Source organism: Streptomyces sp. NPDC059989, assembly GCF_042736975.1.
Taxonomy (GTDB): Bacteria; Actinomycetota; Actinomycetes; order Streptomycetales; family Streptomycetaceae; genus Streptomyces.
Genome location: NZ_JBHWUO010000013.1, coordinates 19,849 through 35,585, shown reverse-complemented (window position 1 = coordinate 35,585; position 15,737 = coordinate 19,849). Strand labels below are relative to the sequence as shown.

Below are 15,737 nucleotides of genomic sequence, written 5' to 3'. Positions count from 1 at the left end.
GGCCGATCCGAGGCCGATCCGGCATTCGACTCGTGATCGCCGCCGACCGCGTACGCGGGCCCTCGTCGATCGTTTGACCGGGCAGCCCCGTAGAACAGCCGAACGGAGTCCGCCCCCGTGACCGCAGTCCGACTCGAACCCTCCCCGCACCCGGTCCCGCCGCTCGGCACGCGGGCGGCGCCCGCCGGTGAACCGGGGCACCGGAGCCACCGCGTGCCGCTGACCGCCACCGCGCTCGTGCTCCCCCTGTACGCCCTGTGGGCAGGGGCCCTCGCGACGGGCGGCGGGGACCTCGCGGCGCAGGAGGCCTGGGCCGGGTTCGTGGCACGCCACCCCGGGTCCGTCTACAACCTGTCCTGGTACGGCGGATTGCACACGGGTGGCTACAGCCTGATCTCCCCCTACCTGATGGCGGCCTTCGGGGTGGTCCCCGTCACCGCGGCGAGCGGACTCGCGTCCACCTGGCTGATGGGCCGGCTCTGGGCCCGCGCGGGGGTCCGCCGCCCCCACTGGCCCGCGTTGGCCTCAGCCCTGATGCTCTGGTGCCAGGTGGCCTCGGGGCGCTCGACGTTCATGCTGGGCGTCGCCTTCGGGCTCGCCGCCGTGCTGGCGTTCACGAGCGGGCGCCGTGCCGCGCTCACGGCCGCCTGCGCGGTGCTGACCGCGATGGCGAGCCCCGTCGCCGGGCTGTTCCTCGTGCTGGTCGGCGCGGCCTGTGCGCTGAGACGCCGGTGGGCGGGGGCGGCCGCGATGACGCTGCCTCCGATGGCCGTCCTGGGCGTGACCGCCTGGCTGTTCCCCTTTCAGGGCGAACAGCCCCTGCCCCTCCTGCGGATCTGGCCCCCGCTGCTCATGGGCGCGGCCGTGGCCCTGACCGCCCCGCGCTCCTGGCGGCTGGTGAGATCGGCTACGGCGGTGTACGCGGCCGGAGTCGTGCTCGCCGGTGCGATCCCCTCGCCGGTCGGGACCAATGCCGAGCGGCTGGCCAATCTGCTGGCGCCGCCCCTGCTGCTGGCCGCCGTGATGACGGTGCGGTCCTGGCGGCGGATCGCCGCGGCGGCCGCCCTCGCGCTCTCCCTGGTCTGGGTGGGCGGCAATACGGTGGCCCACGTCACCGACACGGCGGTCGTGCCCCGGTGGGCGGCGGAGAGCGGTGGTGTCGTACGCGCACTCGCACGGCTCGGGGCCGACCGGACCCGGGTCGAGGTGGTCATGGCCCGCAGCCATCGCGAGGCCGCGGTGCTGGCCCCGTACGTGAACCTGGCGCGCGGCTGGAACCGGCAGGCCGATGTCGAACGAGGGCCGCTGTTCTACGACGGGTACGGCGGGGCCGGCGTGCGAGCGGGAACGTTCACCCCGGCCGCCTACCGCGCCTGGCTCGACCACTGGGCCGTCGGATTCGTCGTGCTCCACGAGGGCCCGCTGGACGCCGCATCGGAGCGCGAATACGCGCTGGTGACGCGCGGGGTCCCGTACCTCGATGCGGTGTGGCGGGACGAGAACTGGCGGATCTACCGGGTCAAGGAGCCGGTGCCCTTGGTGGATCCGCCCGCGTCCGTGGTGCGCTCGGACAGCGCCGAGCTCGTCGTACGGATGCCCGTGCCCGGAACCGTGACGCTGAGGATCGCCCATTCGCCGTGGCTCCGCGCGGAGGGCGGCTGCCTGGCCGCCGCGGGCGACAGCGGGCTGACCCGGCTGACGGTGGGTCGGCCGGGAGACGTCACGGTCGGCTCCTCGTACGGGATCGGGGTCCGCCGATGCGCTGGTTGAGCCCGATGCCGCGGTCTGGGAGGGGCCCGTCCGGCAGGCCGGTGTCCGCCCGGCTCGCTCTCGTGTGCGTCCGCCACCACCGGCTCGTCCTGGTGATGTGGCTGGTGCTGCTGGGCGCGGGCCTGGGCGCGGTCGGCCCGGTGATGGACCGGCTGGACCGGCAGCCGTGGAGCGTGGCCGCGCACGAGTCGGTGCGGGGAAACCGCCTCATGGACGGCGGTCGTTCCTTCAGCGGGCAGATCGACGCGGTCGTGGCGGGCGCGCCGGTGGCCGATCCGGGGTTCCAGCGGGAGTTGGCCGCCGTACGGCGTGATGTGTCCGCGATCACCGGTGTGCTGTCGGTGACCGCCCCGACGGGCCGGGCCGGCCAGGCCGGCCAAGATCGGCCTGCTCCGGGCGTCTCGGCCGACGGGAAGGCCGCCCTGATCTCCGTCCGGCTGGAGCGCACCCTTCCTGACCGGGTCCGGGAGAGCGCCGAGCGCGCCGTCGAATCCCGACTGCGCCGGATCGCCGGCGCCGTCCCCGGCCTGGAGGTGACCCTGGGCGGCAGCGACCGGGCGCGCCGCGCGGTGGCGGCGCAGTCGCTGGCCGACACCCGGCGCAGCGAGATGATCACACTGCCCGTGACGCTGGCGGTGGTCTACCTGCTCTTCGGTGGCCTGGTGGCGGCCTCGGTACCGGTGGTGGCGGCCGTGTGCACGGTCGGAACGGGGATGCTCTGGCTGCTCGTCCTGTCCCACTGGTACGACCTCACCTCCCCGGCGCTCTCGACGACCACGATGGTGGGGCTCGGCCTGGCCATCGACTATTCGCTGGTCACGGTGGGCCGGTTCAGGGAGGAGCGGGCCGCGGGGCACGGCGTCCCGGAGTCGGTCGTGCGCACCATGGGCACCGCGGGGCGCGCGATCCTGTTCGCCGCGCTCATCGTCGCCGCCGCGCTCTGCGGGCTGGCGGCCTTCCCGAGCGACTTCTTCGCCGCGATCGGGCTGGCCGCGGCGGGAACCGTCGCCCTCTCGCTCGCCGCCGCGCTGACTCTGACCCCGGCGCTCCTGGCGGCCTTCCCGAGGAGGATCGGCGCGTGCGCCGCCCCCGACACCGACTTCGGCGCGTTCGCCCGGCTGGCCCGCTGGACCCGGCGCCGCGCCCTGCCGGTCGCGGTCGGCGTCGGGGTGCTGCTGCTCGCCTGCGCCACGCCCTTCCTCCGGGTCCACCTGGTCAGCCCCGTCGGGGAACGCCAGCTCCCGCCGGCCGCCGAGGCGCGCCGCTACGCCGACGCCGTGACCGAGCGGTTCCCCCAGCACCGCGCGGACGCGGTGGTCGTCGTGGCCCGCACCGAACCGGCTCGCCTCGCGGCGTGGGCGGGCCGGTTCGCGGGCCGGCCGGACGTCGAGACGGTGGGCCCGGCCGCGCCCGCGGGCCCCGGGGTGGCCGTACTGCGTATCGTGCCGAGGGCCGAGGCCGCGGGCGGTGCCGCCGACCGGCTGGTCCACGACATCCGGGCGGCACGGCCGGCCGGTTTCCCGATCTGGGTCACGGGACGCAACGCCCTGGACATCGACTTCCGGGCCGAGGTCGTCGACCACGCACCGCAGGCGGCGGCGCTGATCGCCCTGACCACCTTCGTGCTGTTGCTGATGATGACCGGCTCGGTGCTGCTGCCGCTCAAGGCGATCGCCATGAACACCCTCTCGCTGGGGGCGTCGTTCGGCGCCCTGGTCCTCGTGTTCCAGGACGGATGGGGCGCCGGATTGTTGGGGGTGCACACCCTGGGCGGGCTGGGGTACTGGCTGCCCGTGGTGGTGTTCGCCCTGGCGTTCGGCCTGTCGATGGACTACGAGGTGTTCCTGCTGTCCCGCATCCAGGAGTTCCACGACTCCGGCCTGGACAACGACCGTGCGGTCGAGGTCGGCGTACAGCGCTCCGCCCGGATCATCAGTTCCTCCGCCGCGTTGATGTGCGTGGTCTTCATCGGTTTCGCCACGGGCGAGTTGATGGTGATGAAGCAGCTGGCGACGGCCCTGGCCATCGCCGTCGCGGTGGACGCCACCCTGGTCCGCTGCCTGCTGGTCCCCGCCACGATGACGCTGCTGCGCAACGCCAACTGGTGGGCGCCGCACACCCTCCGGCGGGCCGTCGGCAAGCCCCCTCCCCTGCCCGCCGGGCACGAGGAGCGCCCCGCCGCGGCCGCCTCCGCATCGCGGGCCTGAGCGGGGGGGGCCGGTCACCACCAGTACGCGGGGTACCTGGGTGCCTTGCGGCGGACCCGGGAGGCGGCGTAGCCGGTCAGGACGAGCAGGACGGTGGAGCCGAACAGCAGGGGTACGAACCGGCCGGCCTCGGGAGTCTGCAGGACGACGACCACGGCGGTGGCGACGCCGGGCGAGTGCGGGGTACGGGCCGCCATGTTCACCGCGAGGGTGAGACCCGCCGCCGCGGCCGCCGCCCAGGCACTGCTGCCGGCGGCCGCGAGGACGGCGTAGCCCAGGGCACAGCCCACCAGGTGCCCGATGACGACGCTGCGCGGCTGGGCCAGCGGCAGGGCGGGGGCGCTGTGCACGAGGGCGGCGCTCGCCGCCAGCGGCGGTATCAGTACGGGCTCGTGCAGCATCGCGCCGATCGCGACGAGCCCCAGCAGGACCGCGGTCGCCGCGCTGACACTGTGGAGGACGGCCGCCGGGGTGGGCCGGGCAGGGGCCCGGCCGGTCACCCTGCGCGGCCCCTGCTCTCCGGGCGTGGGCTCGGGGACTGCCGGCGGGCCGGCGCCGTCGCCTGAGGCGCCCGGGGCCGGGGCAGGAGGGGGCGTGGTGCGCGCAAGGGCGTCGGTGATCATGGGTGCGGGGTGTTTCCAGGGCAGGCGGCAGGCGGTCCGGTCACGTGCGGGGGGGGCGGACCGCCATGACCCTATCCGCCACGCGTTCGAAGACCGGCCCGGGGGTGAGCGCCGGAGTGCGGGTTCCGCCGTCGCGGCCGCCGACCTCTGCGGGGAACAAGGCCCCCGCCCTCCCCGGCGGGGGTCTCGTGGGGGCGGGGCTCAGTAGGAGTTTCGGGACACCTTGAGGAGCTTGCACTCGATCTTGTCGCCGGACTTCGCGGCCTTCGCGATCTCGTAGCCGAGGGCGCCCGCGTTCTCGTCGGTGTACTTCTGGCCGGGCGCGAGGTTCGAAGCGGTCGACAGCAGGTCGGCCTTTTTCTCCCCGTTCACCAGGACCTCGCCCTCGACGAGGTAGCTGAAGCGGCGGTCACCGCTGTTGGTGTAGTCGATCTTGACCTCGAGTTCCTTGAGGTCGTAGTCGCCGGTCTTCACCGCGCAGGCGGTGACCTTCACGTCCTTGGTGATGTCCGGTTCGCCGACCTTGGAGGTGTCGCCGGCCTTGGCCGAGCCGGAGGGGGCGACCGCGGCGGAGTCGTGGTTCTTGTCCAGCTCCTTGCTGACGTCGTCGGCGGCCTTGCCGACCACGGCGGTACAGCCGGCGACCAGGATCAGGCCGAGGACCGTGGGGATGCCGCACCCCAGGGCGACCTTCTTGCCGGTGCTCATGCCCTGCTTGGGCGGGGGCGGGAACTGCTGGCCGTAGGGCTGCTGGGGGTAGCCGTAACCGGGCTGCTGGGGCGTGGACATGCGGGATCTCCTGGCGGCATCGAAAGCGAGCGGCGCTCAGCTTAAACAAAATGTCAATCTGTGCCACCAGGTGTACGAAGGGTGAGACGGCGGCCGTAAAGAACTGGCGAACTCGGGCCCCCGCGGACGAACATGGCACGCATGAGCGATCAACCCGCACGCTGGACCCAGGCCACCGTCTACCCCGACATGTGGGCGGATCCGGACGACGACCCCCGCCACAACCAGGGGGCCAGCCCGGACGGCGAACTCGAGACGCTGCAGGACTTCCTGACCGGCTACCGCATGACCCTACGGATGAAGTGCGAGGGCCTGGATCCGGAGCAGCTGGCCCGCCGGTCGGTCCCCCCGTCGACGATGTCGCTGCTCGGCCTGCTCCGGCACCTCGCCGAGGCAGAACGGGACTGGCGCAACTGGATCACCGACGGGGAACCGCTGCCGAAGCTGTACGGCAAGCGCGACGCGGACTTCGACGGAGCCGTCGCCGACCAGGCCGAGGTCGACGCCGCGTACGCCGCTCTGGAACGCGAGCAGGCCGCGACCGACGCCGCGCTGGCCGAGCACCCGGACCTGGGCGAGCGTCTGGGGAAGGACGGGATCGCGGTGCGGGAGCTGATGGTGCACAGGATCGAGGAGTACGCCCGTCACTGCGGGCACGCCGACCTGCTGCGCGAGTGCGTCGACGGCAGGGTGGGCCAATAGCCGGTGGGCCGATAACCGGTGGGCCAATAGCCGGTGGGTCGATAACCAGCTAGCCCACTCCCGTGCTGAATCCCTCCCAGTATTCGCGGGCCTGGTCGTAGACATCCGCCCGGGTCGGCCTGAGGCCGGCGAAGTGCAGGACCAGGAACTGCTGTTCCCGTTCGCTCAGCTTTCCCCATTCATCGCCGGCGGCGATGGCAAGGCCGGCCACGCACGCCCCGAACAGCCTGACCTCACTTCCCAGCCATTCCCTCTCCAGCCACTTCTGGTGTTCCTTCATCTCACGCCTGCCGGCCATGATCCACCCTTCGGTTCGGGACGGTACGGACTTGAATTGCTAGCGCTGGCACTGCGCGGCGAGGAGCAGCAGGACGAACAGGATCCCCAGCATCGGCAGACACCCGAGGCCGTTCGGGTCCTTCTTGTTGACCTCGAAGCTGCCGCCCGGGAGAACCCCGGGGTGCTGCTTCGCGTAGTGCTCGATCAGCTGCTGCTCGCTCTCCGACTCGCTGAGCCACGCCGTCTTGTGACTGCACTCGCCGCACCAGTGGCGGTATGCCATGTCGACTCCTCTCGGACGCCCGGACATCGGGTCCTGCCTCGTGCCGACTCGGGTCGGGCCGGCGACCGGGACACCACTGATGCTGGTGTTCGTGCTGCTCAGCGAACAGGCCATGGGACCGGCCACATATGGCCGGTCGTCACGGTAGGCTCGCGCGCAGGCCGTACGCGCAGGTGGAGAGGGCGCCGAAGTGGCGAATGAGCTCGGCAGGCTGTTACGTCGGCTGCGCCTTCAGGCGGGGCTGACACAGGAGCAGCTGGAGGCGCGGTCGGGGGTGAGTGTCCGCACCATCCGCAGGCTGGAGACCGGGAAGTTCACCGATCACCGGTTGAAGACGGTGAATCAGCTCGCGGATGCCCTGGGGGCCGGGCCGGAGGATCGTTTGCTCCTGGCGGCCACCCTCGCGAACGTGCCGGCCGAGCCCGTTCTCGAATCGCCTTCCGAGTCGACTTCCGATACACCGGGCTCCGATGCATCGGATTCCGAATCCCCTTCCGGGCCGGACTCCCTGCCGGATCCCGCGCCGGCTCGCATACCGGCCGCACTCGCCGATGCGGCCGCGGAGTTGGCGGGGGAAATCAGGCGCCGCTGGCAGCTCGAAGAGGAACAGCGGCGAGTCCACGATCCGTTTCCGCTGCCGGTGCGATGGCAGAAGGCACCCCAGGACCTGACGGACCATACGGCGAACATTCAGCGTCTGCCGGCCGGAGGAAAATCGGGCGGGTTGGAACTCGGCGGTGATCTGCGCACCGTGGCCGAGTTCTACCGGCGGATCCGGTCCGGTCGGCTGGTGGTCCTCGGACGTGCCGGCTCGGGCAAGTCGATCCTGACCATCAGATTCGTCCTGGACCTCCTGGCCGCCCCCGCCCCCGTCACTCACCGGGTTCCGGTCATCTTCAGCCTCGGATCCTGGGACCCGACGGCCATCACGTTGCGCGACTGGCTGATCGACCGGCTGCTGCGCGACCACCCCCATCTGATCCAGCGCGTCCCCAGCGGATCGACCCTGGCCGCCGCGCTGGTCGACGCCGACCTGATACTGCCGGTGCTGGACGGGTTCGACGAGATCGCGGAGGGCCTGCGGAGCGACGCGCTCGCGGCACTCAACGACACCTCGATGCCGCTCGTCCTGACCAGCCGCCGCGGGGAGTTCGCCGAGGCGGTCGAGGCGGCAGGGAGCCCGCTGGTGTGGGCGGCCAGCGTCGAACTCGTCGACCTGACCCCCGGCGACCTCACGGACTACCTTCCGCGTACCTCCCGGCCCGTCAGCGCCCCTGGAAGCACCCGGGGCCGGAACGGCAACGTGTGGGACCTCGTCCTGGAGGCGCTGCGCACCCAGGACACCCGGGCGAGCAGGAACCTCGCCGCCGTCCTGAGCACCCCGCTGATGGTCATCCTGGCGCGGACGCTCTACAGCGAAGCACCCGTCACGGATCCCGAGGAACTCCTGGACACCACCCGCTTCCCCACCGAGCACTCCCTCGAAGAACATCTGCTGGCGGGCTTCGTACCGACGGTCTACCGGCGCCGCGCAGCCGCGCGGACCGCCGCGGGCCATCCGCGCCGGCGGCCGGACCGCGACGCCGAGCTGGTCCGGCACTGGCTGGGCTACCTCGCGCACCACCTGGCCCGGCTCGACGAGGTCGACCAGCAGGACCTCGCCTGGTGGCGGATCGGCGACTCGCTACGGCGCTCGACGCGCGTCATCACCGCCGCCCTGACCTGCGCACTGTGCACCACCCTGGCCGTGTGGTTCGTCGGCGGGGTCATCCACCTGCTCGGCGGCCGCATCGCCATAGGACTCGGCAAGGTCGTCCTGGAGGGGGCCCTGATGGGGCCGATAGCGGGAGTGGCCTTCGGATCCGTGTACTGGCTCCTGACGAGGTTCGGTACAACGGCCTTCGAACCGACCCACGTACGACTGCGACTGCCGGGCGCCCGTACGGCGCGCACCCGCATCGGGCGGAGTCCGATGCGCACCTTCGCCGCCCGGTTCGGGACCCTGCTGCTGGGCGGATTCGTGGTGGGCGTCGGCTGTGCCTGCACCCTCACCTTGGAACGTGTGCTGTTCAACGGGATCCCGCTCACCAGCGGCTCGGTGATCGAGGGCACGCTCATCAACATGCTGGCCTTCGGACTGATCTTCGGCTCGGCGGCCGGAGTGGTCTTCGGGTTCATGGCCGTTCTTGAAGCGCCCCTGGACATCGCCTCCGCGGCCACTCCGATCGGCCTGCTGTCGTCCAACCGCGCGACGGTGGGCCGGCAGGTGCTCGTGCTCGTACCGGCGCTGACCCTCGCGATCGCGCTCGGCGGGGGTCTCCTCGTCGATCTGCTGCGGCACGTCCTCGGACCGCTGAACTGGTCGCTGCTGACGGACGGGGTGTTCTTCGGGGCCGTGACCGGGCTCGCCGGCGCGTTCTCGTACGCCTTCGCCTTCACCGCCTGGGGCCAGTGGGTGATCCTCTCCCGATTCTGGCTGCCGCTGACCGGCAGGCTGCCCTGGGACACGGTCGCCTTCCTGGACGACGCCTACCGGCGGGGCGTGCTGCGGCAGACCGGTGCGGTCTACCAGTTCCGCCACAGCCGGCTCCAGCACCACCTCGGCGACTCGTTCCGCAAGCGGCACACCGGCTATGCGCCCGCCACGTTCGCGGCGTCGACACCCATGCCCGGGGCCGAGTCCGGGTCCGCGCCCGGGTCCGGATCCGACCAACGGACGGTGTGACTCCAGAAGGCGGCCGTGCGAACGCCCTACCGGGCGGTCGGCGTGCTCATGAGGTAGTCGCAGCCGAGGTGGGACCCGGTGACCGCCGCGCCTTCGACCGAGCTGCGGTCGTACGTGACGGTGACGACCTTGCGCCCCCGGTCCCCCACCGCGACGTCGAACGTACTGCCGTGGCCCGGGACGGACCGCAAAACCGCCCCGGGAAGCGCCGACGCCAGGGTCTGTACGGAGCGCTCGTGGAGGGGGTCGTACGTGATCACGGTCGGGCCTGTGGGCGCCGGCGTTCCGGGCGGGGCGGCGGCTTCCTGGACGATGAAGCCGTTGCCGCGCAGTGCCGCCGCGACCTCGGCGTCGTCGACCCTGACCTGCAGCGAGGAGGGAGCATGCGCGACGGGCACCCCGCCGGGCGGCTGGATGCGGGGGTCGCCGGTGAAGGGACGGTCGGCGCGCAGGGCGGTCCACAGGGCCTGGGAGCGGTCCTTGTCCCACACGAGGGTGGATCCGACGCCCGGGACGCGGTGATCGAAGTCGGAGATGGGCACGGTCATGAACTCCGTCTGGTCGGCATTGAGCCGGCCGAGGGCCAGGCCGATCCGGACGAGGTCGCCGAGGCCGGTCCGCTCGTCCGTGGTGACGGACTGCAGCAGGGTACGTGCGGTGTGCGCCGCGGCGGTCGGACTGGCGAGCGCCTCCTCCGCGGTGAGGCGCGACAGCATCTCCACGACCGCCCGCTGCTGGCGCCGGACCCGGCCGAGGTCGCCGGAGAACGGTGCGATGTGGCGGGCGCGGACGTAGCGCAGGGCTACGCGGCCGTCGACGTGATGGGTTCCGGGCGCGAGGTCAAGACCCGAGTTCTCGTCGGTCAGGGGCTTGTCGGTGCAGACCTTCGCTCCGCCGAGGCGGTTGACGGTGCTCTCGAAGCCGCTGAAGTCGGTCTGCAGGTAGTGGTCGATGTGCAGACGGGTGGCCTGCTCGACGGTGCGCACGGTCAAGGGGCCGCCGCCGCGCGCGAAAGCACCGTTGATCTTGCCGAGTGGGCGGGGTTGTTCGTCTGTGGCGTACTCGGTGTAGGAGTCCCGGGGGATGGACACGACGCTCGCCCGTCGCCCGTTGGCGGACAGGTGCACCAGCATCATCACGTCCGTGCAGTTGCAGCCCTTGCCGCCGACGTGGAGGCGGTTGATCTCCTCCCTGGACAGGCCTGCGCGGCTGTCGATGCCCACGACGAGGATGTTGGTGCCGCGGGAGTGGGGCACGGCCCCCGCGGGCGCTTCCCTCCCGGCTGTCCCCGGGTGGGCCCACAACTGCGAGCCGGCGGTGAGCCCGGCGAGCAGGGCGGTGGCGACCAGGAGGCGACGCATGAAGGCTCCTGACACGGTGAGGGCGGCGAGGAGTGCAGACGATATGCCGCGCGCGCCCGCGGACGGCCCGGACACGCGGGTGAACGGCCCGTTCAGAGGAACGCCTTCACACCGCCCGGAGGAACGGACGGAGGGCGCCGAGCAGGGCGCCGATGCAGGTCTCGCGCAGCTCCGCGCGCGTGCACGTCTCCACGGTGAGCCAGTCCAGGCAGAGCACCCGGACGAACACCAGCCAGCTCTTCAGGACCGCCGCCACGGCGGCCCGGACGGAGTCGTCGGCGAGCGGGAGGACCTCCAGGAGCCGGGTCCGCAGGACGTCGAGCTCGCTGTCGATGATCGTCTGGACCACCGGGTCGCCCGCCAGGACACGGTTCGCCGCGAGCACGGTGTTGCGGTGGGCGACGAAGTAGTCGAGGTGCACGTCGAGTCCGTCGGCGAGCTGGCCGAGCACGTCACCGGGCCGGTCGAGCGGGACCTGCTCCAGCAGCCGGTCGGACGCCTGCCGGTAGACGGCCGCGAAGAGCTCCTGCTTGCCGGCGAAGTGCCGGTACAGCAGGGCGCGGGAGACTCCCGCCCGCTCGGCGACGTCTTCCATCAGCACCTCCTCGTAGGGGTGCTGGGCGAAGAGCCGCGCGCCGACGTCGAGGAGCTGGGCGCGGCGTTCGTCGGGGCTGAGGCGTCGGCGGGGAGGCACGCGACCGATCCTACTTGACACACGTCTACTAGTGGCCCCTACTAGTAGACACACGTCTACTTATCGGGGTGGGAGGTCGGAGCATGGCCAGGACTCTCAAGTGGCTCGCACGGACGATGGGCTTCGCCTGCGTGGCGATCGGGCTCGGACACGTGGTGCTCGGGAACGCGGCGATACCCGGCGCGGGTTCGGCCGGCGCGACGGTCGACAGCCTGGGCCGGTTCCTGGGCGCGACCTTCGCGGGCTACGGACTCGCCTGGATCTGGGCGGCCAGGCAGTCGCCGATCCCGGCGGGCGTGGTCCGGTGGCTGGCCGGCGTGTTCCTGCTCGGGGCGGTCGGGCGACTGCTGTCGCTCTCCGTGCACGGGTGGCCGCACGGCTTCCAGGTGGGGCTGACCGTCGTCGAACTCGTCATGCCACCGCTGTACTTCTGGCTCGCGGACGCCGATGAGAAGGCCCATCGGGCGGCCCGGACCGCGGCTCCGGACCCGGCCTGAGCGCTCCCGCCACAGGCACGGCGGCCGCCTGTAGGCTGGCCGGGTGATCACTCCGGAACCCTCACGCACCGCACTCGTGCTGATCGACTTCATGCCGAGGATCATCGGTCTGGAGCTGGGCCCGCGCCCCGGCGCCGAGGCCCTGGAGGCCGCCTGCGGGCTGGCCGAGCGGTTCCGGGCCGTCGGTGCGCCCGTGGTGGCCGTCCGGGTGGACCGGCCGAAGGTCGCGCAGCAGCCGGCCGGGAGCGAACTCCACGCCCGGGTGGCCGCCTTGGCCGACGAGGTCGTCACGAAGCACACGGTCGGGGCCTTCCACGAGACCGGCCTGCACGAGCTGCTCCGGGGCCTGGGCGTCTCCACGCTCGTCCTCGCCGGCATCGCCACCAACATGGGTGTGGAGTCCACCGCCCGCGCGGCCTCCGACCTCGACTACGAGCTGGTCTTCGCCGAGGACGCGATGACGGCCCTGACCGCGGCGGAGCACGAGGCCTCGGTGACCCTGAACCTCCCCCGCTTCGGCACGGTGCTCTCCTGCGCCGAGATCATGCCCTCGTAGCCACCCCCTGCCAACCCGGTGAATCCGCCGGCCGCCCGGAGTGGGGCCCCGGGCCGGGCCGGACCGGTCGGCATGCTGGGGGCATGCCGACCATGGACCCAGAGATCGCGGCCCTGCTGGCGGAGTTCGGGGTGGCCGGGCCGGAGCCCGCCGCGCCCCCGTCGGTGGCGGAGATGCGGGCGGGGAACCGCGCCCTGTCGCTGGCCGTCGCGCCCAGCCCGCCCCTCGACGTCGGCGCGGTCGCCGACCAGCGGCTGGTGGGGGTACCGGTGCGGGTGTACCGGCCGCGTACGGAGGGCCCGGCGCCGACCGTGCTCTTCTTCCACGGCGGCGGATTCGTCGTCGGGGACCTCGACACGCACGACGGGGTGTGCAGGCGGCTGTGCCGGGACCTCTCGGCCGTCGTCGTGAGCGTCGGCTACCGCCTCGCGCCCGAGTTCCCCTTCCCGGCCGCGTTCGACGACTGCGCGAGCGTGGCCACCCACGTCGGGGACCACCCCGGCGACTTCGGCGGCGGGGTACTGGGATTGGCGGGCGACAGCGCGGGCGGCAATCTTGCCGCCGGGGTGGCGCTGGCCTTCCGCGACGAAGGGCGGCCGCTGGCGGCCCAGTTGCTGGCCTACCCGGCCACCGACCTCAGCCCCGGCCGCGCGTACCCCTCGCTCGCGGAGAACGCCACCGGGAACCTGCTGACCACGGCCGAGGTGCAGCGCGACATCGCCCTGTACTTCGGCGAGGACTCCGGGCCGGCCGCCGGCCACCCACCCGCCTCTCCGCTGCTCGCCGCCGACCACGCGGGCCTGGCGCCGGCAGTCGTCGGCTGCGGCGACTGCGACCCGCTGCGCGACGAGGGGCTGGCGTACGCGGATGCCCTGGCCGCCGCCGGCGTCCGCGTGCACCGGCACCTCTATCCCGGACTGATCCACGGCTTCCTCAGCTTCGACAGCAGGTCGAAGGCGGCCGACGTCGCGGTGACCGAGATGATCGCCGAGTTCGGCGCCCTGCTCCGCGGCACTCCCTAGTGCTGTGGCCGGGAAACCTCCCCGGCCACAGCACTAGAACATTCCGTTCTGGTTCTCGGCGCTGTCCGGGACCGGCTGCATCACGTCCCAGTGCTCGACGATCTTCCCGTCTTCGAGCTTGAAGATGTCGACGATGGCCGTGCCGGCCTGCCCGGGTACGCGCACCCCGTGCACGTGCGCGATGACGAAGTCCCCCTCGGCAAAGACCCTTTGGACGTTGGCGCGCAACTCGGGGAAGGTCTCCTTGATGTAGGTGACGAACCCCTTGAAGCCTTCCAGACCGTCGGCGATCAACGGGTTGTGCTGCACGTAGCGCTCACCGATGAGACGCGAGGCGGCGTCGAAATCCTTGTCGTTCAGGCCGGCTTCATAGAAGGCCAGGACGGTCTGCTTGTTCATTTCAAGCTTCGGGTCGAGCGGAACACCCGACATGCTCACGTGGCTCTGGGACGGGGCGGTCATGATCCTGCCTCCATAAGTGAACGCGTGTAGTGCTACGACTGTAGCGCAACATGCGCTCCTTTACACTGGCCCACATGGACACGACCTCCTCGACACAGGGCCGCACGCGAGGCCGAAACCGGCGAGGCCAGGGCGAACGACTGCGCGAGGAGATCCTCACCGCCGCTCTCCGACTGCTCGACGAACTCGCGGACGACCAGGCCCTGTCCATGCGCGCTCTGGCGCGCGAGACCGGCGTCGCCGCCACCTCCGTCTACATCCATTTCGCCGACCGGGACGCTCTCGTCGTCGCGGCGATGGAGAGCTGTCACCGCGATCTCATGGAAGCCGTCGACCGAGCCGAGGCCGACGCCGGCGACCCCCTGGCCAAACTGCGCGCCCGCATCCGCGTCCTGGGCGCCTGGGCCCATCAGCACCCAGGTCTGTACAAAGTGCTCCACGAGAGCACCCTCAACCAGCGCGCGCACATGGAATTCAAGAAGGAGCTCGCCGACCGCACCACAGCCGCGGTCCAGCGATGCATGGACGCCGGGCTCGCGCCGGTCGACGACGCCGCGACCGTCTCACTGGACCTGCGAGCGGCCGTCCACGGCGCGGTATCGATGCGTCTCAACCAACCCGACGTCGCTTGGCCACCGCTGGAGGAGCAGGTCGAACGGTTCCTCACCAAGCTGCTCGGCACTTCGGTCACCGGCCGTCGAGCAGCTGCCAGGCGGTGAGGGCCAGCCTGGCCCGGATCAGGCCGGCGGGCTCGGTGAGTTCGATGCCGAGGGTCTTCCCGATCTGTTCCAGTCGGCGGGCGACGCTGCTGTGGTGCAGGTGGAGGAGGTCGGCGGCCCGGCGCAGGGAGCCGGTGGCGCAGTACGTGTCCAGGGTCTCCAGATCGTCCGGGTGGTCGGCGATGCGGGCGATCGCGGCCACGTCGGCGTTGTCGCGCACGGCGTCCTGCGGTACCTCGGCGAGCAGGGCCAGCGCCCCCAGGTCGTCGTAGGTGACGACCGGCCGGCGTGGCGTGGTGAAGCGGAGGGCGGTGCGCGCTTCGCGCCAGGACCGGTCGGGGCTGCCGGCGCCGCCGACGCCCGCCTGTACGCCTGCCGGAATGCGGGCCGGGTCCACGGTGGTGGCCAGGATGACGCCGACGTCGGCGAGGGGCGCCGCCTTCACCGGGCGGGCCGGGCAGAGCAGGCCGCCGATCCGGTCGAGCGGGAGCTGTGAGCGTACGGCGACGACGTGCACCGGCAGGTCGGCGGCGAATCCCAGGAGTCGCAACGCCCTTGCTCTGGCCGCCTCTTCGCTGTCGGAGCTGATCACCAGCTCGACGAGGGCCGGGTCGGCCATGGTGGTGCGGGCCGGGCCGTACCGCTCGACGACCGCGGCGGCGGCGAGGGCGAACCGTTCCAGGAGCACTTCGTCGAGCGGATTCGGCGGGCCGGCGCGTTCCAGCCACACCGTGCCGATCTCCTCCTCGTCGAGCGTGATCGGCTCCGTGGTGGACGCGGGTGCCGGCGGGGCGGACGCCGGCCTGCCGTCGGGCGAGACCCGGATCACCCGCCCCGTGCCGTGGAGCCGGATCCCGGCCACGCACTCGGCCAGGCCCGCCGAGGCCCGGGCGAGCGCCGGGAGATCCACGCGTCGGCGCATCAGCGTGTCGTAGAACGCGACGACGCGGATCGCGCCCTCGACGTAGGGATCCAGTCCCGACAGTCGTACGGCCAGTGCCTCCATGGCAGGAGGATAGGGCCCCGCGGCGGGGAGCAGGGGCGCCGA

Annotated in this window: 16 protein-coding genes and 1 pseudogene; 9 read left to right on the top strand and 8 right to left on the bottom strand. The window is 72.2% G+C overall.

What is annotated here, in order from left to right; translation table 11 throughout:
* Positions 1-117: 117 nt before the first annotated feature.
* Together ACFWBN_RS13935 and ACFWBN_RS13930 are read left to right on the top strand one after the other, a co-directional pair.
* A complete protein-coding gene (locus tag ACFWBN_RS13935) occupies positions 118-1,770 on the top strand; it encodes a hypothetical protein (RefSeq protein ID WP_385175725.1) in 1,653 nt (550 codons plus the stop codon).
* A 41-nt stretch (positions 1,771-1,811) separates the two neighbouring features.
* The gene (locus tag ACFWBN_RS13930; protein ID WP_385175722.1) at positions 1,812-3,977 is read left to right on the top strand and encodes an MMPL family transporter; all 2,166 of its coding nucleotides are present in this window, start codon (positions 1,812-1,814) and stop codon (positions 3,975-3,977) included.
* Positions 3,978-3,991: 14 nt separating this feature from the next.
* Here ACFWBN_RS13930 and ACFWBN_RS13925 read toward each other — a convergent pair whose 3' ends face one another.
* Positions 3,992-4,600, bottom strand: a complete 609-nt coding sequence (locus tag ACFWBN_RS13925; protein WP_385175719.1) for an HPP family protein — start codon at positions 4,598-4,600, stop codon at positions 3,992-3,994.
* A 201-nt stretch (positions 4,601-4,801) separates the two neighbouring features.
* A complete protein-coding gene (locus ACFWBN_RS13920) occupies positions 4,802-5,389 on the bottom strand; it encodes a DUF1720 domain-containing protein (protein ID WP_385175716.1) in 588 nt (195 codons plus the stop codon).
* 132 nt (positions 5,390-5,521) lie between these two features.
* Here ACFWBN_RS13920 and ACFWBN_RS13915 point away from each other — a divergent pair, with 132 nt between their 5' ends.
* Positions 5,522-6,091: a DinB family protein gene (locus ACFWBN_RS13915; protein WP_385175714.1), complete on the top strand. Its 570-nt coding sequence runs from the start codon at positions 5,522-5,524 to the stop codon at positions 6,089-6,091.
* Between the two features lie 49 nt (positions 6,092-6,140).
* On the opposite strand, the gene ACFWBN_RS13910 is transcribed toward ACFWBN_RS13915, so the two are convergent.
* Together ACFWBN_RS13910 and ACFWBN_RS13905 are read right to left on the bottom strand one after the other, a co-directional pair.
* Positions 6,141-6,389 (bottom strand): hypothetical protein, encoded by a 249-nt coding sequence (locus tag ACFWBN_RS13910; protein WP_385175711.1) that lies wholly within the window; start codon positions 6,387-6,389, stop codon positions 6,141-6,143.
* 39 nt (positions 6,390-6,428) lie between these two features.
* Complete coding sequence (locus tag ACFWBN_RS13905) at positions 6,429-6,653, bottom strand: hypothetical protein (RefSeq protein ID WP_385175707.1); 225 nt, start codon at positions 6,651-6,653, stop codon at positions 6,429-6,431.
* Between the two features lie 190 nt (positions 6,654-6,843).
* On the opposite strand from ACFWBN_RS13905, the pseudogene ACFWBN_RS13900 reads away from it, so the two are divergent.
* Positions 6,844-7,026, top strand: a pseudogene (locus ACFWBN_RS13900) (helix-turn-helix domain-containing protein); the annotation flags it as partial.
* A 351-nt stretch (positions 7,027-7,377) separates the two neighbouring features.
* A complete protein-coding gene (locus tag ACFWBN_RS13895; protein ID WP_385176162.1) occupies positions 7,378-9,378 on the top strand; it encodes an XRE family transcriptional regulator in 2,001 nt (666 codons plus the stop codon).
* 26 nt (positions 9,379-9,404) lie between these two features.
* Here ACFWBN_RS13895 and ACFWBN_RS13890 read toward each other — a convergent pair whose 3' ends face one another.
* Both ACFWBN_RS13890 and ACFWBN_RS13885 read right to left on the bottom strand, forming a co-directional pair.
* Complete coding sequence (locus ACFWBN_RS13890) at positions 9,405-10,739, bottom strand: LCP family protein (protein ID WP_385175704.1); 1,335 nt, start codon at positions 10,737-10,739, stop codon at positions 9,405-9,407.
* A gap of 106 nt (positions 10,740-10,845) precedes the next feature.
* Entirely contained in the window at positions 10,846-11,433 is a 588-nt protein-coding gene (locus ACFWBN_RS13885; protein ID WP_385175701.1) for a TetR/AcrR family transcriptional regulator, read from the bottom strand.
* 83 nt (positions 11,434-11,516) lie between these two features.
* Here ACFWBN_RS13885 and ACFWBN_RS13880 point away from each other — a divergent pair, with 83 nt between their 5' ends.
* The 3 genes from ACFWBN_RS13880 (at position 11,517) to ACFWBN_RS13870 (ending at position 13,508) form a co-directional block, all read left to right on the top strand.
* Complete coding sequence (locus ACFWBN_RS13880) at positions 11,517-11,930, top strand: DUF4345 domain-containing protein (RefSeq protein ID WP_385175699.1); 414 nt, start codon at positions 11,517-11,519, stop codon at positions 11,928-11,930.
* A gap of 43 nt (positions 11,931-11,973) precedes the next feature.
* Positions 11,974-12,486 carry an isochorismatase family protein gene (locus ACFWBN_RS13875; protein ID WP_385175696.1) on the top strand — a complete coding sequence of 171 codons (513 nt, stop codon included), beginning with the start codon at positions 11,974-11,976 and terminating at the stop codon, positions 12,484-12,486.
* Positions 12,487-12,569: 83 nt separating this feature from the next.
* On the top strand, positions 12,570-13,508 hold the full coding sequence (locus ACFWBN_RS13870) for an alpha/beta hydrolase (RefSeq protein ID WP_385175693.1): 939 nt from the start codon (positions 12,570-12,572) through the stop codon (positions 13,506-13,508).
* Between the two features lie 33 nt (positions 13,509-13,541).
* Here the strand turns inward: ACFWBN_RS13870 and ACFWBN_RS13865 are convergent, their stop codons facing one another.
* Positions 13,542-13,970, bottom strand: a complete 429-nt coding sequence (locus ACFWBN_RS13865) for an ester cyclase (protein ID WP_385175690.1) — start codon at positions 13,968-13,970, stop codon at positions 13,542-13,544.
* 74 nt (positions 13,971-14,044) lie between these two features.
* On the opposite strand from ACFWBN_RS13865, the gene ACFWBN_RS13860 reads away from it, so the two are divergent.
* Entirely contained in the window at positions 14,045-14,689 is a 645-nt protein-coding gene (locus ACFWBN_RS13860; RefSeq protein WP_385175688.1) for a TetR/AcrR family transcriptional regulator, read from the top strand.
* Here ACFWBN_RS13860 and ACFWBN_RS13855 read toward each other — a convergent pair.
* Positions 14,658-15,695, bottom strand: coding sequence for a PucR family transcriptional regulator (locus tag ACFWBN_RS13855; protein ID WP_385175685.1), 1,038 nt, complete (start codon positions 15,693-15,695; stop codon positions 14,658-14,660). The genes ACFWBN_RS13860 and ACFWBN_RS13855 overlap by 32 nt on opposite strands.
* Between the last annotated feature and the right edge of the window lie 42 nt (positions 15,696-15,737).

Coding starts and splice junctions, on each gene's coding strand:
- ACFWBN_RS13925 (WP_385175719.1), bottom strand. CDS start 4,600: ATGATCACCGACGCCCTTGCGCGCACCACGCCCCCTCCTGCCCCGGCC.
- ACFWBN_RS13920 (WP_385175716.1), bottom strand. CDS start 5,389: ATGTCCACGCCCCAGCAGCCCGGTTACGGCTACCCCCAGCAGCCCTAC.
- ACFWBN_RS13915 (WP_385175714.1), top strand. CDS start 5,522: ATGGCACGCATGAGCGATCAACCCGCACGCTGGACCCAGGCCACCGTC.
- ACFWBN_RS13910 (WP_385175711.1), bottom strand. CDS start 6,389: ATGGCCGGCAGGCGTGAGATGAAGGAACACCAGAAGTGGCTGGAGAGG.
- ACFWBN_RS13905 (WP_385175707.1), bottom strand. CDS start 6,653: ATGGCATACCGCCACTGGTGCGGCGAGTGCAGTCACAAGACGGCGTGG.
- ACFWBN_RS13890 (WP_385175704.1), bottom strand. CDS start 10,739: ATGCGTCGCCTCCTGGTCGCCACCGCCCTGCTCGCCGGGCTCACCGCC.
- ACFWBN_RS13880 (WP_385175699.1), top strand. CDS start 11,517: ATGGCCAGGACTCTCAAGTGGCTCGCACGGACGATGGGCTTCGCCTGC.
- ACFWBN_RS13870 (WP_385175693.1), top strand. CDS start 12,570: ATGCCGACCATGGACCCAGAGATCGCGGCCCTGCTGGCGGAGTTCGGG.
- ACFWBN_RS13865 (WP_385175690.1), bottom strand. CDS start 13,970: ATGACCGCCCCGTCCCAGAGCCACGTGAGCATGTCGGGTGTTCCGCTC.
- ACFWBN_RS13860 (WP_385175688.1), top strand. CDS start 14,045: ATGGACACGACCTCCTCGACACAGGGCCGCACGCGAGGCCGAAACCGG.
- ACFWBN_RS13855 (WP_385175685.1), bottom strand. CDS start 15,695: ATGGAGGCACTGGCCGTACGACTGTCGGGACTGGATCCCTACGTCGAG.